This is a genomic window from Microbacterium sp. CSI-V, assembly GCF_001984105.1.
GTDB lineage: Bacteria > Actinomycetota > Actinomycetes > Actinomycetales > Microbacteriaceae > Microbacterium.
In genome coordinates, this window is the sequence record NZ_MTQM01000009.1 from 250701 (window position 1) to 274040 (window position 23340).

A 23340-nucleotide genomic window follows, 5' to 3' on the forward strand; every position below is an offset into this window, starting at 1 on the left:
GCCCGTCGCGCGCCACGACGGCGTGCGGCGTGTGCGACATGTCAGGCACGGGGGTGCGCGAGCCGGTAGGCCTCGCGGAGTCGCTCCGAGGAGACGTGGGTGTAGATCTGGGTGGTGCCGAGGCTGGCGTGCCCGAGGATCTCCTGCACCGATCTCAGATCGGCCCCGCCGTCGAGCAGATGGGTCGCGGCCGAGTGACGGAGGGCGTGGGGGCCGAGGGATTCCGCCCCCACCGCCGGCCCGACGACGCGGGAGACCAGGGCATGCACGGTGCGGGGTCCGAGGCGGCTGCCTCTGGCGCCGACGAACACGGCCGCGTCGGCATCCTCCGCGCGCGCCCGGAGGGCGGGCCGACCCCGAACGAGGTAGGCGTCGAGGGCCCGTGCGGCCGGGGCGCCGTACGGGACGACGCGCTCCTTGTCGCCCTTGCCCCGCAGGCGCAGTGTGCGCCGTTCGTGGTCGACGTCGTCGAGGTCGAGGCCGCAGATCTCCGATACGCGCGCGCCGGTGCCGTACAGCAGCTCCAGGAGCGCGTGATCGCGCAGGGCCACCGGGTCGCCCGTCTGCGCGGCCGCCTCCATTCGCGAGAGCAGTCCCTCCAGCGCGGGCGCGGTCGCGACGGACGGGAGTGTGCGCCCGCGTTTGGGAGCCACGAGACGTTGGGCGGGATCGGCGTCGATCACGCCTTCCTCGCGTGCCCACGCCAGGAACCCCTTCACCGTGGAGGTCCTCCGCGCGGCCGTGGCCTTGCTGAGGCCCGAGGTGGTGGCATCCCACTGCCACTCGCGGAGCGTCTCGACGTCGATGTCGCGCATCTCGGGATCGTCCGAGGCGCGCGTGAGGTCCGCCAGATCGGAGCGGTAGGCGCGCACCGTTGCCGGTGAGAGCCGCCGCACGCTGCCGAGGTGGGAGAGGTACCCCTCGACCGCTTCCGAGATCCGCATGCGTCAAGACTGCCCCCGACGCCGACGGGCGGTGCGCAGGACGCGCGCGCCGCCACCGACCTGCCCGCCCCGGGCGGCGGGCTGCCCGCCGAGCTCGATTCTCACCGGCTCGGCCGCGACGATCGCCACAGGCCGTCCTCCGACCGCGCGGCGCGCCCGTCGAGCTCCGCGAGTCCGAGCAGGGCTCGAGTATCCGACTCCGAGAAGCCCGCGCGCCGGGCGATCTCGTCGACGCTGCGGCCGGTGCGCGGCGACAGCGCGTCGATCAATCGGCTGCTCTCGTCGGTGCGGCCTTCCGCGTTCTGACGAGGTGGGACGGCCGCGCCGAGCATCTCCCGCACATCCTCGGCGGAGGTGACGCACACGCCGCCGAACTCCCGCAGAACGCGATGGCTGCCGGCCGAGGCCGCGCTGGTCACGGGACCGGGCACGGCACCGAGCGCGCGCCCGAGCTGGGCGGCATGCGCCGCCGTGTTCAGGGAGCCGCTCCGATGGCCCGCCTCCACCACGACCACCGCATCGGCCGACGCGGCGATCAACCGGTTCCGGGAGAGGAAACGCCATTTGGTCGGAGCCGCGCCGCAGGGCGTCTCGCTCACGACGCAGCCGGTTGCAGCGATGCGCGAGAGCAGACCCTCGTGTCCCCGCGGGTACGACCGGTCGACACCGCCCGCGAGGAACGCGATCGTCGTCCCGTCGGCCGACAGAGCCGCACGATGGGCCGCGCCGTCGACGCCATAAGCGGCCCCGGACACGATGGCCACCCCGGCCGCGGCGAGATCGGCGGCGAGGTCGGCCGCCACGGCCTCCCCGTACGGAGTCGCCGCGCGCGCACCGACGATCGCCACCGTCGAAGCATCGATGAGCCGCCCGGGGTCGCCTTTGACCCACAGGCCGTGCGGCGCATGGACGCCGAGGTCGTCGAACCGTTGGGGCCAGCGGGGGTCGGACGGAACGAGGAACGCAGCCCCCGTCCGGCGCCCCGCCTCCAGCGCACCGCGAACGGCAGCGCGGTCGGCCCGCGGACGCCATCGCGCTCGGCCCGCACTCCACTCGTCATCGTCGTCGGCGTGCGCGATCCGGAGAGCGGCCTCCGCGCCAAACCTCGCGATGAGGTCTCCCGCCACCCCGTCGCCGGGTTCGGCCAGGACCGTCCAGCACGCTCGCGCGTACGCCTCCGCCCTGTCGACGTCACTCGCCAAGCCCAGCCCGGCCATCGCGGCATCTGCTGCGGCCCGTCCCATATCGCCGCCGTTCACGCGACGCTCCCCTGCCGGAGGAAGAGCGCGCGCCCCACGTCCTCTGCCCGGAGCCGGTCGTGGCCCGCGATGTCGGCGACGGTCCAGGCCACGCGCAGAAGACGGTCGTACCCGCGCAGGGTGAGGGAGCCGCGCCGGAGGGCGGTGTCGATTGGACGCAGCACCGCCGGATCAGGGGCGGCCGCGCCCCGCAGCCACGTTCCCGGGACGTCGGCGTTGCGACGCCACGGAGTCGCGGCCCACCGGTGCGCGGCGCGTTCGCGCGCCGACGCCACGATCGCGCGGGCGTCTCGCGTGGTCACGGCCGGCGCCGCATCCGACCGCCGCGCGTCCGACACGCGCTGCAGACGCAGATCGAGGTCGATGCGGTCCAGCAGCGGTCCGGAGAGCCGTCGCGTGTACCGACGGATCGCCTGCGGCGCGCACTCGCACACTCCTCCCGGCACGCCGTGCTGCCCGCACGGGCACGGGTTCGTTGCGACGACCAGTTGAAACCGCGCGGGGAACGTCGCCGACACCCCGGAACGGTGCAGCTGGATCACCCCGCTCTCGAGCGGCTGACGCAGAGCGTCCAACACGGAAGCCGGGAACTCGCCGCCTTCGTCGAGGAAGAGCACACCCTCGCTGGCCCGGGCGATGGCGCCGGGCCGCACGACCCCCGAGCCTCCCCCGATCAGCGCCGCCGCGCTGGCACCGTGATGCGGGCTCTCGAACGGCGGTGTCCGACTCAGACGCGTCACGACCTCTCCCGAGAGAGAACGCACGGACGCGACCGACAGCGCCGCCTCGTCGTCGAGATCGGGCAGGATGCCGGGAAGCCGACGCGCCAGCATGGTCTTCCCCGCGCCCGGCGGCCCGCTCATCAGCAGGTGGTGGCCGCCGGCGGCCGCGACGACCAAGGCGTCCACGGCATCCGGTTGTCCGAGGATGTCGGCCAGATCGAGGGACTCCTCGCGGTCGAGGGGAGGCTCCTCCGCGAGCACCGGGAGCAGATCGGGCGCCTCGCTGAGACCGCCGTGCCAGCGCACGACCTCCGCCAGGCAGGTCGCGGCGCGCACCTCGATGCCCTCGACGAGCTGAGCCTCGGTCGCATTCGCCGCGGGCACGACCACGCGCGATCGCCCGGCACGGTGCGCCGCGAGGACCGCCGGCAGCACCCCCGGGACGGGCCGCAGACGTCCATCCAGACCGAGCTCGCCGATGTGCACGGTGTCGGCGACGCGGGCGGCATCCATCATCCCCGTCGTCGCCAGAGCGGACACCGCGATCGCGACGTCGAACGCCGACCCGCGCTTCGGAAGGCTCGCGGGCGACAGGTTGACCGTCAATCGGCGCTTGGGCAGTTCCAGACCCCGGTTGGTGCAGGCGTTCCGCACTCTCCGGACCGCCTCGCCGAGCGCCTTGTCCGGCAGCCCGATGATGGCGAACTCCGGTGTCTGGGGCGACAGGTCGGCCTCGACCTCGACGAGATCGCCCCGCACCCCGGTCAACGCCACCGCCCACGTACGCGCGACGGTCACAGCGCATCCTCGAGGTGCTCGAGTCGCGCGGTTCGCGGGTCGGCGCCGATGAGGGCGATCGCGTCGATGCGCAGACTCCGTCGCCGGGCCTCCGCCGGATGCACGGCGATCCACGCCATGGCCAGCCGCCACAGACGCTCGGCCTTGCGCTTGTCGATCGCCTCGAACGGGTGCCCGAACGCCTCACTCGTCCGGCTCTTCACCTCGACCACGACGAGCGTTCCCGCGGTCTCGGCGACGATGTCGATCTCGCCCTGCGGGCACCGCCAATTGCGGTCGAGGATGCGGAAACCGTTCGCGGTCAGGTGGCGGGCGGCCCGTTCTTCACCGGCTCGCCCGAAGTCGTCTTTCGCTGCCATGCCCGAGAGCGTGGCATCCGGGGTCCATACCCTGACGGGCCGGAACCGCTATCCGGGGAGGGCCCTGCGAATCGGGCTCCTGGGGAGGAACCGTCAGCTGTCGAGCGAGAGCTCTTCGGGCAGCTGGAAGTCGCGACGCGAGAGCTCCTCGACGTTGACGTCCTTGAACGTCAGCACGCGCACCGACTTCACGAAGCGGTCGGCACGGTAGATGTCCCACACCCACACGTCGGTCATCGAGATCTCGAAGTAGAAATCGTGCTCGGTGTCGCGGCGGACGACATTCACGTCGTTGGCGAGATAGAACCGGCGTTCGGTCTCGATCACGTACTGGAACTGCGAGACCACATCGCGGTACTCGCGGTACAGGGCCAGTTCGAGTTCGCGGTCGTAGTCCTCGAAGACGTCGTCATCCATGGTCCTCCCATCCTAGGCGCGTTGCGCGCCGGCGCCGACCGTGCGACGGCCGGGCGACCACCACCCGCGCGTGTCAGAACAACGTCGGCGCCGGGGCGATCGCCCATGAACGCCGGTGGTGCACGCTCATGCCGTGCAGGCCGATCGCCTCGCGATGGTCCAGGCTCGCGTAGCCCTTGTTGCGCGCCCACCCGTACGCCGGCAGCTCGTCGTGCAGGCCGACCATCACGGAGTCGCGCGCGACCTTCGCGATGACGGATGCCGCCGCGGCGCTCGCGCAGTCCCGGTCGGCCTTGATGATCGGCTTCACGCGGAGGCCGCTCTCCCCCGCCGGAGTGATGTAGTCGTGGTTGCCGTCGAGGATCACCAGCGCATCCTCGGGGATGACACCGTGCGCGCGGAGATCAGCGATCGCCCGCACCGCCGCGAGACCGAGGGCACGGATGATGCCGATCTCGTCGATTTCCTCGGAGCTGGCCCAGCCCACCGCGCTGTGCTGCACGAAAGCCGCCGCGCGGGCGGCCACATCGGGACGGCGCGCCTCGGGAACCAGCTTGGAGTCGCGGAGCCCCGCGGGGACGCGCTTCCGGGACCGCGAAGGATCGATGACCGCCGCTCCCACCGCGACGGGACCCGCGAGGGCACCGCGACCGACCTCGTCGCACGCGATGATCAGCGCGTGCTCCTTCAGCAGACGCCGCTCCAGGGTGAGGGTCGGCTCGATCACGGCGCGGACTCCGGCGCCGGCACCCCCGCGAACACGTCGTGGTGGAAATCGATCGTGCCGAACCGGTTGAACGGCCAGGTGATGAGGAACGCACGGCCCACCACGTTGTCGATCGGCACGAAACCCTTCCCGGGCTGGTCCTGGTTGAAGCGGGAGTCCTTCGAGCTGTTGCGGTTGTCACCGAGCACCCACAGCGAGCCCGCGGGCACGGTGATGTCGTACGGAACCGGCGACGGGGCCGCCGCGCCCGGCGCGAGCTTCACGTACGGCTCGACCAACGGCACGCCGTTGACCTCGGTCTGCCCGAGGGCGTTGCAGCACACCACGTGATCGCCGGGGGTTCCGATGACGCGCTTGATCAGGTGGTCATCGCTGTCGGGTGCCGACAGGCCCACGAGCGACAGCACCCAGTCCGTGGCCTCGACGAGGGGCGGGCGTTGCTCCTTGACCGTCGCCGGCAGCCACCCGCCCGGGTCGCGGAACACCACGACGTCGCCGCGGGCGTAGTCGCCGAAGTGGGGCGTCAGCTCGTCGACGAGGATCCGGTCGTTCACGAGCAGCGTGTCGTTCATCGACGCGGAGGGGATGAAGAACGACCTCACGACGAACGTCTTCACGAGGAAGGAGACCACCAGCGCGATCAGCAGGATCACCACGACGTCGCGCAAGAAGGTCAGCGCCCCGCGGCGTCGACGCGCGGTCGTGGCCGGGGCCGGAGGGGATGCGGTCTCGTCGCTCATGTTGATCCTTCGCCGGGCTCACCGCACACCGGAAGACCGCCCGACAAGCCTCGCACATTACGTCGCCCCCGCCGAACGGCACACGGCAACGAACCGGTATGAATGCGTGACCGTCGCGGCATCCGGATGCCGTCACCGCCGCGGAAACGGCGAACGCCCCGCGACGGATCGCGGGGCGTTCGAAGAGGCGGACTCAGCGGTCGCGCTTCTCCTTGATCTTGGCCTTCTTGCCACGCAGGTTGCGCAGGTAGTAGAGCTTCGCGCGGCGCACGTCACCACGGGTGACGACCTCGATGTGGTCGATCACGGGGCTGTGCACGGGGAAGGTGCGCTCGACACCGACCTGGAAGCTGACCTTGCGGACGCAGAAGGTCTCGCGCACGCCGTCGCCCGAGCGGCCGATGACGACGCCCTGGAAGACCTGGATACGCGAGCGGTTGCCCTCGGTGATGTTGACGTGCACCTTGACGGTGTCGCCGGGGCCGAAGACGGGGATGTCGGAGCGCAGCGAAGCCGCGTCGACGGAGTCGAGGATCTGCATGATCATCACTTCCTGCGACCGCCACAGGTCGATCGCACGATAAAGGGGAAAAGGTGAGGCGTGCCCGAGGCCGCGGATGCGGCGGACTCCCCTGAGGCAGAGTCTGTCAGGGCACAAACGCCTATTCTGCCACGGACGGACACGCCGACCAAACCGGCTCAGGACGCGGCGGGCTTCTCCGTGATGACGATGACGTCACCCTCGACGCGGGGACGCGGCTGTTCGCGCGTCGGCGGGATGTAGCCGGTGCCGTCGGTCGTGTGCAGGAGGGCGACCCCCGCCCGCGCCTCGTTCCACATCTGGGCCAGCGACGACCACAGCAGGACGAACGCCCCGACCACGCTCAGGACGAGCAGGGGGAAGAAGATCCGCGAATCGTAGAGCCCGAGCGCGATGACGACCACCTGCCACAGCCCGATGCCGACGACGTCGCGCCACGACGCGGCGCGCTCCAGGCGGACCGTGCCACGGCCGCGGACGAGGAGCGCCACGAGGGTCTGCGTCACGAAGACCGCGGGGGCCGCGATGAAGAGCCACAGCAGAGCCCACCCGCTGCCGCCGCCGAACACGATCCACCCGACGAACAGCCACAGGGGCAACAGGAAGGCGGCCGGGAAGAGCCAGCGGAGGAAGAAGCGGCGCAGCACCATGGACCGATGCTACGGGTGTGAGTTGTGCGGCTGCTTTGAACCGCGACGCGCCCGCTCGCCGTGGGTCGCGGCGGGGCTCGGACCGTCCGGGAATCGCGGCTGCAGCCGCACGGCGCGAGCGGCGGACGGTCGCGATCGGAGAGAATGAAGGTTCGAGGAAAGGGAACCACCGATGATCGAACTGCGCACCCCGGCCGAGATCGACGCCATGCGCCCGGCCGGCAGATTCGTCGCGGAGGTTCTGGCGACGTTGCGCGACGAGACGAAGGTCGGCACGAACCTCCTGCACCTCGACCGTCGCGCGCACGACATGATCCGCGCCGCCGGAGCGGAGTCCTGCTACATCGACTACCACCCGTCGTTCGGGGCCAGCCCGTTCGGCAAGGTGCTCTGCACCTCGATCAACGACGCGGTGCTGCACGGTCTCCCCCACGACTACGCGCTGCGCGACGGCGACCTGGTCTCTCTCGACTTCGCCGCCTCCGTCGACGGGTGGGTCGCCGACTCGGCCGTCTCGTTCGTCGTCGGCACCCCGCGCGACGAGGACCTGGCGCTCATCGACACCACCCAGCGCGCCCTGGCCGCCGCGATCGACGCCGCGACCGTCGATCACAAGATCGGCGACATCTCCGCCGCCGTCGCCGCGGTCGCGCGCGCCGAGGGACTCCGCATCAACACGGACTTCGGCGGGCACGGAGTCGGGCGCACCATGCACGGCGACCCGCATGTCGCCAACGACGGTAAGGCCGGCCGAGGCTACCCCCTGCGCGCCGGTCTCGTGCTCGCCCTCGAGCCGTGGTTCCTTCAGACCACCGACGAGCTGGTCACCGACCCCGACGGGTGGACCCTTCGCAGCGCGGACGGCTCGCGCGGCTCGCACTCCGAGCACACGGTCGCGATCACCGCGGACGGCCCCATCGTGCTCACCGACCGGTCGTTCCTCGGCGTCGACTGAGTGCCGGTTCGTGGCATCCCGATCCGGATGCCACGGGCCCCCGCCAGCCGCGCAACCCACCGCGCAGGGCAGGCCGACGGCGACGCTCAGTCGGCGAGGAGGTCGGGACGACGCTCGCGCGTGCGCTCGAGCTGCTGCTCGCGACGCCACGTCGCGACGGCGCCGTGGTTGCCGCTCAGCAGCACCGGCGGAACCTCGCGGCCGCGCCAGGACGCGGGTTTCGTGAAGGACGGGTACTCGAGCAGTCCGTCCTCGTGCGACTCCTCGATGAGGCTCTCAGGGTTGCCGACGACGCCGGGGATCAGACGCCCGATCGCCTCGACCATCGCCATGACGGCCACCTCGCCGCCGTTGAGGACGTAATCGCCCAGGCTGAGCAGCCGGACGCGCCCGAGGTCGGCGGCGTAGTCGAACACGCGCTCGTCGATGCCCTCGTACCGGCCGCATCCGAAGACCAGATGCTGCTCCGTCGAGAGCTCCCGGGCGATCTTCTGCGTGAAGCGCTCCCCCGCCGGCGACGGGAAGACGATCACCGGTGCCACCTCGGCATCCCGCGCGACGTCGTCGAGAGCCTCGCCCCACGGCTCGGGCTTCATGACCATTCCGGCGCCGCCGCCGTACGGGGTGTCGTCCACCGTGCGGTGACGGTCGTGCGTGTAGTCGCGGAGATCGTGGACGCGGACGTCGAGCAGCCCGCTCTGCCGAGCCTTGCCCAGCAGAGACACCTCGAGCGCGTCGAAGATCGTCGGGAAGATCGAGACGACGTCGATGCGCACGTCAGCCCTCGTGGGAGTCGGCGGCCTCGTCGGAGTCGTCCGGCGCGGACTCCTCCCGTGGGGCCTCGTCGTCTCCGGGGAGCTCTTCGAAGAGCCCGGCGGGGGGCGTGACGACCACGCGACCGCCGTCGACGTCGACCTCGGGAACGATCGCGCTGACGAACGGCACCAGGACGTCGGCGTCCTCGCCGCGCCCGGTGGGACGCACGATCAGAAGGTCTTGCGCCGGGAAGTGGTCGACGCGCACGACGCGACCGATGACGTCACCGTCGCGCACCACGTCGAGCCCCACCAGCTGGTGGTCGTACCAGGCATCATCCTCGGCCGGAGCCGTCTCGGTGTCCTGGTCGATCCACAGGATCGCCTTGACGAGCTCTTCCGCCGCCGTCCGATCGTCGACACCCTCGAAGAAGGCGACCGGGTGGGAGTTCATCCAGCGGAACTCGCGGACCGTCAGCTCGCGGCCGTGCCACGGCGAGGACTCGGGAACCTGCAGCGTGAAGGTCTTCCCGGGCACGAAGCGACCCTCGGGGTCGTCCGTGTACAGCTCGATCTTGAAGGCGCCCTTGAGGCCGTGGGCCTTGACCAGGCGGCCCACACGGAGCTGGGTCTTGGCGGGCTCGGCGCCCGCGGTGTCGCCGGCCGACATCAGTCGTCGGCGACGTCGACGCGGACGCGCTGTCCGTCGGCGAGAGCCGTGATGAGGGTGCGCAGCGCTCTGGCGGTGCGACCGCCGCGCCCGATCACGCGACCCCGGTCATCGGGGTGCACGCGAACCTCCAGCACCTCGCCGCGGGGCGAGGAGGCGGAACGGATGGTGACGGCGTCCGGGTGATCGACGATCCCCTTGACGACGTGCTCGAGCGCGGCGGACAGCACGGGACTTACTCTGCCGAGGTCTCGGCGGCGGCTTCGGGCGCCTCGTCGGCGGCCGGGGCCTCGGCCTTCTTCTCGGCCTTGGGCTTGACGACCGACTTCTTCGCGGCGTCGGCCTCGAAGGCGGCCTTCGGCTCGCGGACCTTGACGGTGGACTTCGCGTCCTTCTCGCCCTTGAAGGTGCCCCAGTCGCCCGTGAGCTTGAGGATGGCGCGCACCTGCTCGGTCGGCTGAGCGCCGACACCGAGCCAGTACTGGGCGCGCTCCGAGTCGACCTCGATGAACGAGGGCTCCTCGGTCGGGTGGTACTTGCCGATCTCCTCGATCACACGACCGTCGCGCTTGGTGCGCGAGTCGGCGACGACGATGCGGTAGTAGGGCGCACGGATCTTGCCGAGACGCTTGAGACGGATCTTGACAGCCACGATTTCTCCTGTGGTGGGAAATGAACGAACCGGTCGCCTGGAGCGTGGGGTGCACACCCGGCGGAAGCTCAAAGAGGAGGACCGGCGCTGGATAGAGGGTCGAGCACCTGGTCCGACCCTCTATTCTGCCAGATGACACGGCGGGTCGCGAACCCACCGGCGGCCGTGTCGTCATGTCAGACTGACCGGATGACGCTCCCGTTCGCCCCGTCCACGCGTTCCTCGGTCGGACTCGAATGGGAACTCATGCTCGCCGACCGCGAGACCGGCGACCTCGTCGGCCGTGCCCCCGAGATCCTCGACCTCGTCGAGGACGCCACGGCGCTCGAGCGCTTCACCGTCACCGGCGAACTGCTGACCAACACGGTGGAGGTCACGAGCGGCGTCGGCCACACCGTCGCCGAGGCCGTGGATGACATCGCGGATGCCATCGGTGCGCTGCGCGCACAGACCGAGCCGCGCGGCATCGAGTTGCTGTGCGCCGGCAGCCATCCCTTCGCCCAGTGGTTCGAGCAGCACGTCACCGACAAGACGAGGTACCACACGCTGATCGAGCGGACCCAGTGGTGGGGCCGGAACATGATGATCTGGGGCATCCACGTCCACGTGGGCGTCGATGACGTGGACAAGGTCATCCCGATCGTCAACGCGCTGACGGTGTACCTGCCGCATCTGCAGGCGCTGTCGGCATCCAGCCCGTTCTGGGCGGGTGAGCGCACCGGCTATGCGAGCAATCGAGCGCTCGTGTTCCAGCAGCTGCCCACCGCGGGCCTCCCCTGGCAGCTGAAGGACTGGGCCGAATTCGAGAGTTACCTCGACGACATGGTGCGGACGGGGGTGATGGCGGATGCCAGCGAGGTGCGCTGGGACATCCGTCCCGCGCCGCGCTGGGGCACCGTCGAGATCCGCGCGTGCGACGGGATGTCGACCCTCCCGGAGCTCGCCGCGGTCGCCGCCCTGGCGCAGACGCTCGTCGAGCACTTCTCGCGCCTGCTCGACGAGGGCAGGGAACTCCCCGGCATCCCGCCGTGGTTCGCCCGCGAGAACAAGTGGCGCGCCGCGCGGTACGGGTTGGACGCGCGGGTCATCGTGGATCGCCGCGGCACCCAGCGACACGTCGTCGAGCATCTGCGCGAGACCATGGACGAGATCGTCGACATCGCCGCGGAGCTCAAGTGCGCACGGGAGTTCGCGGGCCTCGAGACGATCCTGGCGACCGGCGGGAGCTCCGCCCGGCAGATCGCCGTGGCCGAGGCGGCGGACGGTGATCTGCGCGAAGTCGTGCAGCATCTCGTCCGCGAGTTCCGCGGAGGCCCGACTCTGCGCGAGCACCTCGCCGCGCTGCGGGTGTGACGGCACTCGCGAAGGCGAACACATAGGTTCGCGCCCGTAGGATCACGCCATGATCCCTCGGCGCCGTGTCGCGTTGCCCCTGGTGGCCGCCGTGGCCGCCGGGGGGATCGTCGTCCTCGCCGGCTGCGCGCCCGAGCGGACCGATCCCGACCAGGCGCTGACTTTCCCGGCCCCGACGCCGGCAGCGGTCGCAGCGCCGAGCGCATCGCTCGCGCCGCTCCGCGTGGTCACCCTCGGCGACTCCCTCATGTCGGGTGCGGGACTGCCGCTGGGCGAGGCGTGGCCCGCCCTCCTCGCCCAGCGCGAAGACGTGTCGCTGACGAACCTGGCCTGCGGCGGCATGGGCTTCGTCGTCACGGGCGAATGCGGCACCGCGTACGCGGGCTTCTCCCCCGCGATCGCCGCCCTGCAACCCGACCTCATCATCGTTCAGTCCTCGAGCAACGACTTCTGGGAGGATGCCGACGAGATCCGCGCCGACACGGACGACACCATCGTGCAACTGCACGACGCCGCCCCCGGAGCCCGCATCGTCGGCCTCAGCACCATCTGGAACGACGATCCCGACGTACCGGATGACACCGCCACCACCTCGGACGCGCTCCGGGACGCGGTCGACTCCGTCGGCGGAGCCTTCGTCGACGTGGGTCAACCGCTGGTCGGCCACCCGGAGTGGCTCCAGGACGACGACATCCATCCGACGGCGCGCGGACAGAAAGCCATCGAGCAGACCGTCGTGTCGGCGCTCCAGGACGCGGGCGTCCTCCCCTGAGGCAGGCCCGTCCGCCCCGCGGGGGTCAGCCCCGACCGAGCAGCTTCTGCAGTTCGGCGAGGTCTTCCTCGCTCGGCGCCTTCTGACCGCCCAGCCCGAAACCGGACCCCGTCGCGGGGGCGGCCGCGGCGATGCCGGCGTTCTCGGCGGCGCGCTTCGCGGGGTTGCCCGACCGCGAACCCTTCGCCTTCTGCTGCTTCCCGCGCTTCGAGGACGCGCCGGGCTTGCCCCCGATGGGACCCATGCCGGGGATGTTGGGCACCCCGCCGCGCGCGACCGTCTTCATCATCTTCGCGGCCTGCTCGAAGCGCTGCACGAGCTGGTTGACGTCGGTGACGGTCATGCCCGAACCGCGCGCGATGCGCAGGCGGCGCGAGCCGTTGAGCAGCTTGGGATTCCGGCGCTCGGCGACGGTCATGGAACGGATGATCGCCTCGGTGCGGTCGATCTCGCGCTCGTCGAAGTCCTCCAGCTGCTGCTTCATGGAGCCCATGCCCGGGAGCATCCCGAGCATCTTCTTCATGGAGCCCATCTTCTTCATCTGCTGCATCTGCTCGAGGAAGTCCTCGAGGGTGAAGGTCTCGGTCGCGAGCTTCTCGGCGACCTTCATCGCCTCGGCCTCGTCGAAGGCCGACTGCGCCTGCTCGATCAGGGTGAGGATGTCACCGAGGTCGAGGATGCGGGATGCCATGCGGTCGGGGTGGAAGGGCTCGACGTCGTCGAGACCCTCGCCGGTCGACGCGAAGATGATCGGGCGCCCGGTGACCGACGCGACGGACAGCGCGGCACCACCGCGCGCGTCACCGTCGAGCTTCGACAGCACGACGCCGGTGAAATCGACGCCGTCCTGGAACGCCTTCGCCGTGTTCACGGCATCCTGACCGATCATCGCGTCGATGACGAAGAGCACCTCGTCGGGCTGGGTCGCCGTGCGGATGTCGGCGGCCTGCTTCATCAGCTCGGCGTCGACACCGAGGCGGCCCGCGGTGTCGATGATGACGATGTCGTGCTGCTGGCGCGTCGCGTAGGCGACGCCGTCGCGGGCCACCTTCACGGGATCGCCCACGCCGTTGCCGGGTTCGGGTGCGTAGATCGCGGCACCCGCGCGCTCGGCGACGACCTGCAGCTGATTCACGGCGTTGGGGCGCTGGAGGTCGCACGCCACCAGGAGGGGCGTGTGGCCGTCCTTCTCGAGCATCTTCGCGAGCTTGCCCGCGAACGTCGTCTTACCCGATCCCTGCAGGCCTGCGAGCATGATCACGGTCGGCGGGTTCTTGGCGAACTGCAGGCGGCGCTGCTGGCCGCCCAGGATGCCGATGAGCTCGTCGTTGACGATCTGCACGACCTGCTGCGCGGGGTTCAGCGCACGGTTGACCTCGTCGCCGAGGGCGCGCTCGCGCACCGCCGCGGTGAACTCCTTGACGACGGGCAGCGCCACGTCGGCGTCGAGCAGGGCGCGCCGGATCTCGCGGACCGTCCCGTCGACGTCGGCAGGGGTGAGCTGCCCCTTCTTGCGCAGATTGCGGAAGGTCTCTGTGAGCCGGTCGGAGAGGGTGCCGAAAGTCGCCATGATGGGACGAGTTTACGCGGCCCCGCCGCAGACCGCCGCCGCGCGCCGGCACATCGTCAGCGATCCGCGCAACCTCAGTCCTCAACCGGCGCGTACGACTGACCTTGCGCGCATCACGGACGATACGACCGCGGATGCCGTGCCCTCACGCCGCGTCGAGCGCCTCGGACAGCGTCTCGGTGAGCGAGCGGTCCGCCGTGTGATCCGCCCACGCCCAGACCGCCGCGAGCACGGCCGCCGACAGCGCCCCCGCTCCGACCTGTGCCGCGAGCGGCGACGCGCCCTCGCGCACCAGCCGCGCGGCCGCCTCGCGCTGCAGACGGAACTGGCGGATCGCGCGATCGCGGTCGAGTTCGGCGCCGATGCCCATGGCATCCGCGTTCACGATCGCCAACGCCAGCGCGTCGGGCGCGAGGCCGTCTCCGATGGCGAGGAACACCTCCCGGACGGAACCGCCCTCGCGGAGATCGCCGACCGCAGCGTCGACCCGCGCGTCGAAACCCGACCAGAGGACGTCGCTCTTCGCCGAGAAGTAATTGAAGAAGCTCGAGCGGCTCACGCCGGCACGGCGCGTGATGTCCGAGACCGACGTCGCGTCGTACCCCTTCTCGAGGAAGAGTTCGCACGCCGCTTCCGACAGCACCTCGCGCGACGAGGCGCGAGGGCGACCGGTGCGGGATTCGGTGGCCATGCCGTCAGCCTAGAGCGCGGGGGGTCATGTATTCTTGGACTCAATCCATAAACAGGGAGCGCTGATGCTCGACATCCTTCGCGCGGGGCTCGCCCCCGACTACGTGCCCTACCTCGACGGCTGGGCGCTCCAGCGCGCGGTGCACACCGACGTGCTCGCGGGCGTCCGCCCCGACACGCTCCTGCTTCTGGAACACGAATCCGTGTACACCGCGGGCAAGCGGACGGAAGCCCACGAGCGCCCCACCGACGGGACCCCGGTGATCGACGTCGATCGCGGCGGCAAGATCACCTGGCACGGCCCCGGGCAGCTCGTCGGCTACCCCATCGTCCGTCTCCCCGAGCCGCTCGACGTCGTCGCCCACGTCCGCCGGCTCGAGGGCCTGCTCATCTCGGCGCTCGCCACGCACGGCGTCGAGGGTTTCCGCGTCGAGGGCCGCAGCGGCGTGTGGGTGCGCCGCCCGCTCGGCGTCGACAAGGTCGCAGCAATCGGCGTACGCGTCGAGAAAGGTGTCACCATGCACGGGTTCGCGGTCAACTGCGACAACACCCTCTCCGGATTCCGGGGCATCGTGCCCTGCGGGATCACGGATGCCGGCGTCACGACGGTGAGCGAGGTCCTCGGGGCCGACGTCTCCCCCGCCGTCATCGTCGACAGCGTCGAGACCGCCTTCCGCGCCGAGTACGCGGCGGTGGCCGCGTGAGCGCCTGCGGGACCGGCAGCGCCGGGGGCGCGGCATCCACCGCCCCGAACGGACGGAAGCTCCTGCGCCTCGAGGTGCGCAACGCGCAGACGCCGATCGAGCGGAAGCCCGAGTGGATCAAGACCAAGGCGCGCCTCGGGCCCGAATACACGGCCCTCCAGAACCTCGTGAAGACCGAGGACCTGCACACCGTGTGCCAGGAGGCCGGCTGCCCCAACATCTTCGAGTGCTGGGAGGACCGCGAGGCGACGTTCCTCATCGGCGGCTCGCAGTGCACGCGCCGCTGCGACTTCTGCCAGATCGACACCGGCAAGCCCGCCGACTACGACACCGACGAACCGCGCCGCGTCGCGGAGAGCGTGACGCGCATGCAGCTGCGCTACGCAACGGTCACCGGCGTCGCCCGCGACGACCTCCCCGACGAGGGCGCGTGGCTGCACGCCGAGACCGTGCGCCGCATCCACGCCGAGAATCCGGGCACCGGCGTCGAGATCCTCGCGACCGACTTCTCGGGCAACCCCGCGTTGCTCGAGGAGGTCTTCTCCTCACGGCCCGAGGTCTTCGCGCACAACGTCGAGACGGTGCCGCGCATCTTCAAGCGCATCCGTCCCGCGTTCCGGTACGAGCGGTCGCTCGGCGTGCTCACCGCCGCTCGCGACGCCGGGCTCATCACGAAGTCGAACCTCATCCTCGGCATGGGCGAGGAGCCCGAGGAGGTCGTCCAGGCCCTCCAGGACCTGCACGACGCCGGGACCGACATCATCACGATCACGCAGTACCTGCGGCCGACCCCACGGCACCTTCCCGTGCAGCGCTGGGTGAAGCCCGCGGAGTTCGTCGAGTTCAAGGAGGAGGCCGAGCGCATCGGGTTCCTCGGCGTTCTCGCCGGCCCCCTCGTGCGCTCCTCCTACCGCGCGGGACGCCTGTGGGCGCAGTCCATGGTGTCGAAGGGCCGCGAGATCCCGCCGCACCTCGCACACCTCGCGAAGGACATCGCGGCGGCGGACGCGGGCTTCGCGCAGGCCGTGTGAGACGAATCACGCAGGCGGTCTGAGACGCTGCGCGCACGCGACGTGACGACGCAGAGTAGACCTCTGCGCACCCGGGAGGGAAGCACGCTTTCCGTTCGTTTCCGAGGCCTATCCTGACGCGCGGTCATCCGACCGCACGTGGGAAACACCCTCTCGAACGGAGCCCCCGGTGGACCTCGTCGTCCTCATCCCCGTCCTTCTCGTCGTCGCACTGTCGTTCTTCTTCGACTTCACCAACGGCTTCCACGACACCGCGAACGCGATGGCGACCTCCGTCGCCACGGGCGCGCTGAAACCCAAGGTCGCCGTCCTCATCTCCGCGGTGCTGAACCTCGTCGGAGCATTCCTGTCGACGGCGGTCGCCAAGACCGTGTCCGAGGGCATCCTGGCCCAGGACTCCCAGGGTCTGCCCGACATCACAGTCCCCATGATCTTCGCCGGGCTGATGGGTGCGGTGCTCTGGAACCTCCTCACCTGGTGGCTCGGCCTCCCCTCGAGTTCCACGCACGCGCTGTTCGGCGGCCTCATCGGCGCCGCCGTCATCGGCGCGGGTTTCGGTGCCGTCGAGTGGGGCGGCGTCGTCTCCAAGATCGTGCTGCCGGCGCTCCTGTCGCCGTTCATCGCGGGGTCGGTCGCGCTCGTCGCGACGTATCTCGTCTACCGCGTCACGCGGATGGCGACGGTCGCCGGTTCCACCACCGCCTTCCGACACGGGCAGACGGTGTCGGCATCCCTGGTCTCGCTCGCCCACGGAACCAACGACGCGCAGAAGACGATGGGCGTCATCACGCTCACCCTCATCGTGGCGGGGTACCAGGAGACGGGGACCGGTCCGCAGTTCTGGGTCATCCTCGGCGCGGGTCTCGCGATCGCCCTCGGCACCTATCTCGGCGGGTGGCGGATCATGCGGACGGTGGGCAAGCGCATCACCGACGTGAAACCTCCCCAGGGCTTCGCGGCCGAGACGAGTGCGGCATCCACGATCCTCATCTCCTCCACGCTCGGATTCCCGCTCTCGACCACGCAGGTGACCTCGGGCGCGGTGGTCGGATCGGGGCTCGGAAAGAGACTGGCGTCCGTGCACTGGAACGTCGTCGCGCGCATCGCTTTCGCGTGGATCATCACGCTGCCCGCCGCCGCGCTGGTCGGAGGACTCGCGGCCTGGGCCGCCACCGCGGGGACGATCGGTCTGGTCGCCGTCCTGGTCGGAGGCCTCGGTGCGTGCGTCGGACTGTTCCTGCTCGCCCGCCGGAAGCCGGTCTCGGCCGAGAACGTCAACGACGAATCCCTGGATGCCGACCGCGTCGGCCGCGAGGGCACGAACACGCAGGAGGCACGCGCATGAACGGCATTCGGCACACCGCGTCGGCGTCGGCCGGATGGCTCGGCGTGGACTGGGGATCGATCGGACTCGTGTTCGTCGTCGGTCTCGTCGCGACCCTGCTGATCGTGGGGCTCTACACCGCCGGCATCCGGTTGCTGGCGGTGGGGGCGCCCGACATCCGCGTGGGGGCGGACGGCGACCCGGAGGGCCGCGACGCCGTCACGGCCGCGAGGGTCGCGCCGCGCCCCGTGGCGGCCACGATCGGCGGCTACGCGTGCTTCGCCGGTTTCGCGGCCGCGGTGCTCGTGGGGGTCTACCTCGTCATCCCGGCGTTCCACGGGCACTGACGCGGCCGGGGCCCGCGGATCTCAGTCGGCGCTGGTCACCGACTGAACCTGCCCGTCGGAGGCGAGGTTCACCAGCAGGACGTCGTCCGTCGAGTCCGGGTCGAGCGCGTACTCGAGGACCGCGAACGGGTCCGTCCCCCCGTGCTCGTCGGCCAGGATCGTCATGCTCATGAGCTGGAGCGACTTGATGACGTCGATGTGCGTGTCGCCGGACGGGTCGGAGAGCAGGTCGTCGAGCTCGTCGCCCAGGCTCGCCTGCTGCTGCAGGATGTACTCGGTCACCTCGCTCGTGCGGTCGTCGAGCTCGTTGACCATGGCGTTGCGGGCGGCGAGGTCGATCGTCTCGAGCGACGAGATCATGGCCGCGGCGACGTCGAGGGCGTCGATAGACACGTCGTCCTGATCCGGTGCGGTCAGATCGACGGTGACGCTCTGGTCACCGAACTCTACGTTCTCCGACCAGAAGATCGACCCGTCGGGGCCCGACTCGAGAAGTCCGAAGAAGTCGTGCTCGATCGCCATCCCCCCATGAAACCAGCCCGACCCCCCTCGCGAAAGGCGACCCGCCAGAGCGACGAGGTGCGGTAGAGGATCAGTCGACGAGCGAGGCGGCGAAAACGTGGGGCGTGAAGCCCGTGAGATCGTTGATCCCCTCGCCCTGGCCGAGGAGCTTCACCGGGATGCCGGTGCGCTCCTGCACCGCCAGGACGAACCCGCCCTTCGCCGACCCGTCGAGCTTCGTCAGGACGAGGCCGGTCACCCCGGCGCTGTCGAGGAAGGCCTGGGCCTGCATGAGCCCGTTCTGTCCCGTGGTGGCATCCAGGACCAGGAGCACCTCGCTGATCGGAGCCTGCTTCTCGATGACGCGCTTGATCTTCCCGAGCTCGTCCATCAGGCCCCCCTTGGTGTGGAGGCGGCCGGCGGTGTCGACGAGCACGATCTCGGTGCCCGTCTCCTTCGCGTGCGCCACGGTCTGGAAGGCGACGGATGCCGGATCCTGACCCTCGTGCTGGGGGCGCACGATCGTGGCTCCCCCGCGCTCGGCCCACGTCGCCAACTGATCGACGGCCGCGGCGCGGAAGGTGTCGGCCGCGCCGACGACGACCGTCCGCCCGTAGCGCTGCAGGAACTTCGCGAACTTGCCGATCGTCGTGGTCTTGCCGACGCCGTTGACGCCCACCACGAGCACCACGGCGGGGCGTTCGGTGAGGCGCAGCGTGGTGTCGAACTTCGCGAAGTGCTCCTCGAGTGTCTCGCGAAGCATGCGCTGCAGGTCGCGCGGATCCGTCGTGCGGTAGCGGTCGACCTTCTCGCGCAGCTCGTCGATGAGCCGCTCGGTCACGTCGGGACCGAAGTCGGCGGTCAGAAGAGCCGTCTCGAGGTCGTCCCACGTGGTCTCGTCGATCGTGGGTTTGACGAACAGCCCGCGCAGCGCGCGGCCGAGCGACCAGGAGTTCTCAGCCATTCCTTCAGCTTACGGGGGCGGGTTCCGCCGCCGCGCGGGCGCGGTCGCCGACGCGCTGACCGACGACGGCCGACACGCCGTCCTGGCGCATCGACACGCCGTACAGCGCGTCCGCGATCTCCATCGTGCGCTTCTGGTGCGTGATGACGATGAGCTGGCTGCTCTCGCGCAGCTTCTCGAACACACCGAGGAGGCGACCGAGGTTGGCGTCGTCGAGCGCCGCCTCGACCTCGTCCAGGATGTAGAACGGGCTCGGGCGCGCCGTGAAGATCGCCGTGAGGAACGCCACAGCCGCGAGCGACCGCTCCCCACCGGACAGGAGCGAGAGTCGCTCGATCTTCTTGCCCACCGGACGCACGGCCACCTCGATGCCGGTCGTCAGGGGGTTGTCCGGATCCGTGAGCGAGATGCTGCCCGCTCCGCCGGGGAAGAGGATCGGGAAGATCTCCCCGAATGCGGCGCGGGTGTCCTCGAACGCGGCGACGAAGATCGTCTGCATCCGCTCGTCGAGGTCGCCGATGATCGTCTGCAGATCGGCCCGGGTCTGCTGCAGGTCGGCGAGCTGCTCGGTGAGGAACGCGTGGCGCTGCTCGAGCGCAGCGAACTCCTCGAGCGCGAGGGGGTTCACGCGGCCGAGCTGAGCGAGCTTGCGCTCGGCATCCTGCAGCCGGCGCTTCTGCGAACCGCGTTCGAACGGCTCGGTCGCCTCGCCCTCTCCGGTGGGGACGGGCTGATCCGGGCCGTATTCCGAAACGAGAATGTCTTCCTCGAGCGACAGCTCCGAGTGCACGCGTTCGAGGAGGCTCGTGACATGGAGCCGCTTCTCGTGCATCTGCAGCTCGAGTCCGTGCACGCTCTCGGTGAGTCGCGCGAGTCGCTCGCGGACCGCGGTGTCTTCGGCCCGGGCGCGGGCGAGATCGGCGGTGACGGCCGAGCGCGCGGACTCCGCGGCGGCGAGGTCGACGCGCGCCTGGCTGACCGATCGATCGACCGAGTCGAGGAGCGCCGGCAGCGCTCCGGCCACCTCCGCCGCAATCTCGCGCTGCGCGCGACGGATGACGGCGCGTCGCGCGGCAGCGGCAGCCGCGGCACGTTCGCGTTCGCGCTGCTGCTCGAGCTGCACGATGCGCGCCTCCCCCGCCCGTACGCGTTCGCGCAGCGTCTCGATGTCGAGCCGCGCCCGCATCTCGCCCTCGCGGGCCGTCTCGAGGTCGGCGAGCATCCCCTCACGGGCGGACGCATCGAGGAGCGGGCGCGGCGCTTCGAGCGCGCGGGCGAGCGTCTCGTCGGCGACGCGGGCCTTCTCCTCGGCGTCGGCGACCGCTGCCTGGGCCTGCGCGAGCCCGGCCTCGAGACGCTCGCATTCCGCGACGGCGGCCTCGTGCCGCACCGTGACGCGGTTCAGCTTCTCGGCGTGCGCCGCGAGGGCGGCATCGTGCGCGCGGAGGGTCGTGAGCGCCTCTTTCGTTCGCGCCCTGACGTCGGTCAGCTTCTGCTGCGCCTCGGCGAGGGCCTCGCGGAGCGAGTCGGCGATCACGGTGATCTCGGTGAGGCGATCTGCGGCCGCGTCGCGCTCCGCCGCCAGCTCGAGGCGCGAACGCCCGCCGCCGGACCCCGCCCGCAGCGTCCGCGCGGTCATCACGGCCCCGTCGCGCGTCACGACGACGGTGCCCGCCGGTGCGGACTCGAGGTCGGCGCGTGCGGACTCCGCGGCCGCGAGATCGTCGACGATGACGACGCCGGACAGGATGCCGCGCACCCCCGCCGGCGCGGAGACGACGTCGATGGCGCGCACGCCCCCGCGGATCGTCGCGCCGTCACCCGCATCCGGGGCGTCCGCGATCGCGATCTCGACGACGCCCAGGTCGCCCTCGCGCGCGGCGCGGGCCGCCGCGAAAGCAGCCGCGCCGTCATCGACGAGAAGGCCCTCGGCGAGGGAGCCGAGCGCCGCGGCGATGGCGGCTTCGTAGCCCGCGGTGACCTTGACGGAATCACCGACGAGTCCGCGGATGCCGGCGGCTCCGCTCGCGACGAGATCCGCCGCCGCGTTCCGCACGTCCAGCGCACGGCCGAGCGCCGTGGTCTGGGCCGTGAGGGCATCCCGCTCGCGCTCGGCGGCGTGCAGGCGTTCGCGCAGGCCCGCGACCTCCGACTCGGTATCGTTCGTCTCGCGCTGGGCTCGCTCGTACGCCGCGGCGTGCTCGGCGCTGGACTCCTCGGGCGTCACGTCAGAATCGAGCCCCGCCCGCGCCTCCTCAGCCTCGGCGAGGCGCTCGCGCGCGGCATCCAGCGCGCGCTGCTGCCGCTCGACGGCTCCCCGCACCGCGGCGAGGCCGGACGCCGCGGCATCGGCGGAGCCGCGCAACGCGGCGATCTTCATATCGTGCTCGGAGACCAGCGCGCTCTGCGCCGCGATGTCGGCGTCGAGGGCGTCGAGTTCCGCGCGCGCCCGTGCGACACCGCGGGCCGCCTCGGCAGCGGCATCCTGAGCATCTCCGAGGCCACCGGCGATCTCATCGATATCGCTGCGCAAGTCGTCGATCATCGACTGCGTCACCGTGGGCACCGCCGCGGAGGCGTCCCCCTCGTCGTCGGCGAGCAGCGTCAGGCGCTGCCCGGCGAGCGTGTAGAGCCCGCGCAGGCGTTCCTGCACCTGCTCGAGCGAGAAGGCGATGCGTCGGGCCCGGTCGACCGCCTCGGAGCGCTGCTCCTCCTCGAGCCGCTCGACTTTCAGCCGGATGCCGTCCGCCTGGTCCTGCAGCATGAGCCGCTCGGTGTGGCGCTCGCTCTCGGCCGCCGCCGCGTCGGCGAGCTGGCGGCGCAGCTGCACGAGCTCGTCCGCGAAGAGGCGCGCCTTGGCATCACGGACGACGGCGGCGATGGTCGCCGCCTCGCGTGCGATCTCGGCCTGCTTGCCCAGCGGCTTCAGCTGCCGCCGCAACTCCCCCGCGAGGTCGCTCAGCCGGGTGAGGTTGGTCTCCATCGCCTCGAGCTTGCGGACCGTCTTCTCTTTGCGGCGCCGGTGCTTGAGGATCCCGGCGGCCTCCTCGATGAAGCCGCGCCGTTCCTCGGCCGAGGCCTGCAGGACGGTGTCCAGGCGCCCCTGCCCGATGATCACGTGCATCTCGCGCCCGAGACCGGAGTCGCTCAGCAGCTCCTGCACGTCCAGCAGGCGACACGTCTGTCCGTTGATCGCATACTCGCTGGCGCCGTTGCGGAACAGCGTGCGGCTGATCGTCACCTCGCTGTACTCGATCGGCAGAGCGCCGTCGGCGTTGTCGATCGTCAACTGCACCTCGGCACGTCCGAGCGGTCCGCGCGTGGAGGTGCCGGCGAAGATGACGTCCTCCATCTTCCCGCCGCGGAGGGTCTTGGCGCCCTGCTCCCCCATGACCCAGGCGAGGGCGTCCACGACGTTGGACTTGCCCGACCCGTTCGGACCCACGATGCAGGTGACACCGGGTTCCAGCGCGAACGTCGTCGACTGCGCGAAGGACTTGAAGCCCTTGAGCGTGACGCTCTTGAGGTGCATGCGGATGCGCCTTCCCGACCGGTGAACTTCCGCCTCACGCTACCCGACGACCCGCGGAATCCTGCGGTGGCTGGCCGATCGACCCCTCTCCCGACGCGCCCGGACGGCCACCGTTTCTGAGTCTTCGCTTGACATCGGCTGAGCGTCCCGGCTAGCGTCGGGGGTCGCAACCGACTGAGAAAGGAGGTCACTCCCATGATTCGCAACACCACCGGCTTCTTCGCCACCGGCTTCACCGCCGCTCCCGTGCTTTCCGCACCGCTGCGCGGAGCGACCACCGCTGTCGGCATGCCTGTTCGTCAGGCGTAGCCGCGCCGCGTCGAGACGACTCTTCGTCTCCGCTCCCGCCGCACCCCCGTCCGA

The 23340-nt window shown here is 70.8% G+C and carries 25 protein-coding genes; 7 read left to right on the forward strand and 18 right to left on the reverse strand.

Translation table 11 applies throughout. The annotated features are described in order from the left end of the window. Positions 1 to 41: 41 nt before the first annotated feature. From CSIV_RS11920 to CSIV_RS11960, 9 genes are all read right to left on the reverse strand, one after another. Positions 42 to 944: a tyrosine recombinase XerC gene (locus tag CSIV_RS11920; RefSeq protein WP_077051622.1), complete on the reverse strand. Its 903-nt coding sequence runs from the start codon at positions 942 to 944 to the stop codon at positions 42 to 44. Between the two features lie 101 nt (positions 945 to 1045). Then, positions 1046 to 2203, reverse strand: a complete 1158-nt coding sequence (gene dprA / locus CSIV_RS11925; RefSeq protein ID WP_338012020.1) for a DNA-processing protein DprA — start codon at positions 2201 to 2203, stop codon at positions 1046 to 1048. Continuing rightward, a complete protein-coding gene (locus CSIV_RS11930) occupies positions 2200 to 3723 on the reverse strand; it encodes a YifB family Mg chelatase-like AAA ATPase (protein WP_077051623.1) in 1524 nt (507 codons plus the stop codon). The genes dprA and CSIV_RS11930 overlap by 4 nt, the downstream gene beginning before the upstream one ends. Then, positions 3720 to 4082, reverse strand: a complete 363-nt coding sequence (locus tag CSIV_RS11935; RefSeq protein WP_077051624.1) for a YraN family protein — start codon at positions 4080 to 4082, stop codon at positions 3720 to 3722. The genes CSIV_RS11930 and CSIV_RS11935 overlap by 4 nt, the downstream gene beginning before the upstream one ends. Positions 4083 to 4175: 93 nt before the next feature. Then, complete coding sequence (locus CSIV_RS11940) at positions 4176 to 4499, reverse strand: DUF2469 family protein (RefSeq protein ID WP_022878868.1); 324 nt, start codon at positions 4497 to 4499, stop codon at positions 4176 to 4178. A gap of 73 nt (positions 4500 to 4572) precedes the next feature. Continuing rightward, positions 4573 to 5226 carry a ribonuclease HII gene (locus CSIV_RS11945; RefSeq protein ID WP_077051625.1) on the reverse strand — a complete coding sequence of 218 codons (654 nt, stop codon included), beginning with the start codon at positions 5224 to 5226 and terminating at the stop codon, positions 4573 to 4575. Continuing rightward, positions 5223 to 5966 carry a signal peptidase I gene (lepB, locus tag CSIV_RS11950; RefSeq protein WP_077051626.1) on the reverse strand — a complete coding sequence of 248 codons (744 nt, stop codon included), beginning with the start codon at positions 5964 to 5966 and terminating at the stop codon, positions 5223 to 5225. Before lepB ends, CSIV_RS11945 begins: the two co-directional genes overlap by 4 nt. A 193-nt stretch (positions 5967 to 6159) precedes the next feature. Further along, entirely contained in the window at positions 6160 to 6507 is a 348-nt protein-coding gene (gene rplS, locus CSIV_RS11955; RefSeq protein ID WP_076491715.1) for a 50S ribosomal protein L19, read from the reverse strand. A gap of 158 nt (positions 6508 to 6665) precedes the next feature. Continuing rightward, positions 6666 to 7157 (reverse strand): MFS transporter permease, encoded by a 492-nt coding sequence (locus CSIV_RS11960; protein ID WP_077051627.1) that lies wholly within the window; start codon positions 7155 to 7157, stop codon positions 6666 to 6668. A 172-nt stretch (positions 7158 to 7329) separates the two neighbouring features. On the opposite strand from CSIV_RS11960, the gene map reads away from it, so the two are divergent. Then, entirely contained in the window at positions 7330 to 8112 is a 783-nt protein-coding gene (gene map / locus CSIV_RS11965; protein ID WP_077051628.1) for a type I methionyl aminopeptidase, read from the forward strand. An 86-nt stretch (positions 8113 to 8198) separates the two neighbouring features. Here the strand turns inward: map and trmD are convergent, their stop codons facing one another. Genes trmD through rpsP form a run of 4 tightly spaced genes read right to left on the reverse strand, consistent with a single transcriptional unit; the run spans position 8199 to position 10189 of the window. Beyond that, on the reverse strand, positions 8199 to 8888 hold the full coding sequence (gene trmD / locus CSIV_RS11970) for a tRNA (guanosine(37)-N1)-methyltransferase TrmD (protein ID WP_077051629.1): 690 nt from the start codon (positions 8886 to 8888) through the stop codon (positions 8199 to 8201). 1 nt (position 8889) lies between these two features. Next, positions 8890 to 9537, reverse strand: coding sequence for a ribosome maturation factor RimM (gene rimM / locus CSIV_RS11975; RefSeq protein WP_077051630.1), 648 nt, complete (start codon positions 9535 to 9537; stop codon positions 8890 to 8892). Further along, positions 9537 to 9767: an RNA-binding protein gene (locus CSIV_RS11980; protein WP_077051631.1), complete on the reverse strand. Its 231-nt coding sequence runs from the start codon at positions 9765 to 9767 to the stop codon at positions 9537 to 9539. Before CSIV_RS11980 ends, rimM begins: the two co-directional genes overlap by 1 nt. Positions 9768 to 9772: 5 nt before the next feature. After that, positions 9773 to 10189, reverse strand: a complete 417-nt coding sequence (gene rpsP / locus CSIV_RS11985; RefSeq protein WP_077051632.1) for a 30S ribosomal protein S16 — start codon at positions 10187 to 10189, stop codon at positions 9773 to 9775. Positions 10190 to 10378: 189 nt separating this feature from the next. Here rpsP and CSIV_RS11990 point away from each other — a divergent pair, with 189 nt between their 5' ends. Further along, positions 10379 to 11542, forward strand: coding sequence for a glutamate--cysteine ligase (locus tag CSIV_RS11990; RefSeq protein ID WP_077051633.1), 1164 nt, complete (start codon positions 10379 to 10381; stop codon positions 11540 to 11542). A 49-nt stretch (positions 11543 to 11591) separates the two neighbouring features. Then, positions 11592 to 12314, forward strand: a complete 723-nt coding sequence (locus CSIV_RS11995) for an SGNH/GDSL hydrolase family protein (RefSeq protein WP_077051634.1) — start codon at positions 11592 to 11594, stop codon at positions 12312 to 12314. A gap of 25 nt (positions 12315 to 12339) precedes the next feature. On the opposite strand, the gene ffh is transcribed toward CSIV_RS11995, so the two are convergent. Together ffh and CSIV_RS12005 are read right to left on the reverse strand one after the other, a co-directional pair. Beyond that, the gene (gene ffh / locus CSIV_RS12000) at positions 12340 to 13884 is read right to left on the reverse strand and encodes a signal recognition particle protein (RefSeq protein WP_077051635.1); all 1545 of its coding nucleotides are present in this window, start codon (positions 13882 to 13884) and stop codon (positions 12340 to 12342) included. A gap of 145 nt (positions 13885 to 14029) precedes the next feature. Continuing rightward, positions 14030 to 14575: a TetR/AcrR family transcriptional regulator gene (locus tag CSIV_RS12005; RefSeq protein ID WP_077051636.1), complete on the reverse strand. Its 546-nt coding sequence runs from the start codon at positions 14573 to 14575 to the stop codon at positions 14030 to 14032. A gap of 64 nt (positions 14576 to 14639) precedes the next feature. Here CSIV_RS12005 and lipB point away from each other — a divergent pair, with 64 nt between their 5' ends. The 4 genes from lipB (at position 14640) to CSIV_RS12025 (ending at position 17980) form a co-directional block, all read left to right on the forward strand. Then, positions 14640 to 15278 (forward strand): lipoyl(octanoyl) transferase LipB, encoded by a 639-nt coding sequence (gene lipB / locus CSIV_RS12010; RefSeq protein ID WP_077051637.1) that lies wholly within the window; start codon positions 14640 to 14642, stop codon positions 15276 to 15278. Then, entirely contained in the window at positions 15275 to 16309 is a 1035-nt protein-coding gene (lipA, locus tag CSIV_RS12015) for a lipoyl synthase (protein WP_077051638.1), read from the forward strand. Before lipB ends, lipA begins: the two co-directional genes overlap by 4 nt. Before the next feature lie 169 nt (positions 16310 to 16478). Further along, positions 16479 to 17654, forward strand: coding sequence for an inorganic phosphate transporter (locus CSIV_RS12020; RefSeq protein WP_077051639.1), 1176 nt, complete (start codon positions 16479 to 16481; stop codon positions 17652 to 17654). Then, positions 17651 to 17980, forward strand: coding sequence for a hypothetical protein (locus tag CSIV_RS12025; protein ID WP_077051640.1), 330 nt, complete (start codon positions 17651 to 17653; stop codon positions 17978 to 17980). The genes CSIV_RS12020 and CSIV_RS12025 overlap by 4 nt, the downstream gene beginning before the upstream one ends. A gap of 21 nt (positions 17981 to 18001) precedes the next feature. On the opposite strand, the gene CSIV_RS12030 is transcribed toward CSIV_RS12025, so the two are convergent. The 3 genes from CSIV_RS12030 to smc form a co-directional block, all read right to left on the reverse strand. Continuing rightward, a complete protein-coding gene (locus CSIV_RS12030; protein ID WP_077051641.1) occupies positions 18002 to 18502 on the reverse strand; it encodes a DUF2004 domain-containing protein in 501 nt (166 codons plus the stop codon). 70 nt (positions 18503 to 18572) lie between these two features. Further along, positions 18573 to 19445, reverse strand: coding sequence for a signal recognition particle-docking protein FtsY (gene ftsY / locus CSIV_RS12035; RefSeq protein ID WP_077051642.1), 873 nt, complete (start codon positions 19443 to 19445; stop codon positions 18573 to 18575). A 4-nt stretch (positions 19446 to 19449) separates the two neighbouring features. Beyond that, the gene (smc, locus tag CSIV_RS12040) at positions 19450 to 22977 is read right to left on the reverse strand and encodes a chromosome segregation protein SMC (protein ID WP_077051643.1); all 3528 of its coding nucleotides are present in this window, start codon (positions 22975 to 22977) and stop codon (positions 19450 to 19452) included. Between the last annotated feature and the right edge of the window lie 363 nt (positions 22978 to 23340).

Bases quoted from the DNA above. Each gene is read 5' to 3' on its own strand.
- CSIV_RS11920 (WP_077051622.1), bottom strand. From the start codon at position 944: ATGCGGATCTCGGAAGCGGTCGAGGGGTACCTCTCCCACCTCGGCAGC.
- CSIV_RS11935 (WP_077051624.1), bottom strand. From the start codon at position 4,082: ATGGCAGCGAAAGACGACTTCGGGCGAGCCGGTGAAGAACGGGCCGCC.
- CSIV_RS11940 (WP_022878868.1), bottom strand. From the start codon at position 4,499: ATGGATGACGACGTCTTCGAGGACTACGACCGCGAACTCGAACTGGCC.
- lepB (WP_077051626.1), bottom strand. From the start codon at position 5,966: ATGAGCGACGAGACCGCATCCCCTCCGGCCCCGGCCACGACCGCGCGT.
- rplS (WP_076491715.1), bottom strand. From the start codon at position 6,507: ATGCAGATCCTCGACTCCGTCGACGCGGCTTCGCTGCGCTCCGACATC.
- CSIV_RS11960 (WP_077051627.1), bottom strand. From the start codon at position 7,157: ATGGTGCTGCGCCGCTTCTTCCTCCGCTGGCTCTTCCCGGCCGCCTTC.
- map (WP_077051628.1), top strand. From the start codon at position 7,330: ATGATCGAACTGCGCACCCCGGCCGAGATCGACGCCATGCGCCCGGCC.
- rimM (WP_077051630.1), bottom strand. From the start codon at position 9,537: ATGTCGGCCGGCGACACCGCGGGCGCCGAGCCCGCCAAGACCCAGCTC.
- CSIV_RS11990 (WP_077051633.1), top strand. From the start codon at position 10,379: ATGACGCTCCCGTTCGCCCCGTCCACGCGTTCCTCGGTCGGACTCGAA.
- CSIV_RS11995 (WP_077051634.1), top strand. From the start codon at position 11,592: ATGATCCCTCGGCGCCGTGTCGCGTTGCCCCTGGTGGCCGCCGTGGCC.
- ffh (WP_077051635.1), bottom strand. From the start codon at position 13,884: ATGGCGACTTTCGGCACCCTCTCCGACCGGCTCACAGAGACCTTCCGC.
- CSIV_RS12005 (WP_077051636.1), bottom strand. From the start codon at position 14,575: ATGGCCACCGAATCCCGCACCGGTCGCCCTCGCGCCTCGTCGCGCGAG.
- lipB (WP_077051637.1), top strand. From the start codon at position 14,640: ATGCTCGACATCCTTCGCGCGGGGCTCGCCCCCGACTACGTGCCCTAC.
- CSIV_RS12025 (WP_077051640.1), top strand. From the start codon at position 17,651: ATGAACGGCATTCGGCACACCGCGTCGGCGTCGGCCGGATGGCTCGGC.
- CSIV_RS12030 (WP_077051641.1), bottom strand. From the start codon at position 18,502: ATGGCGATCGAGCACGACTTCTTCGGACTTCTCGAGTCGGGCCCCGAC.
- ftsY (WP_077051642.1), bottom strand. From the start codon at position 19,445: ATGGCTGAGAACTCCTGGTCGCTCGGCCGCGCGCTGCGCGGGCTGTTC.
- smc (WP_077051643.1), bottom strand. From the start codon at position 22,977: ATGCACCTCAAGAGCGTCACGCTCAAGGGCTTCAAGTCCTTCGCGCAG.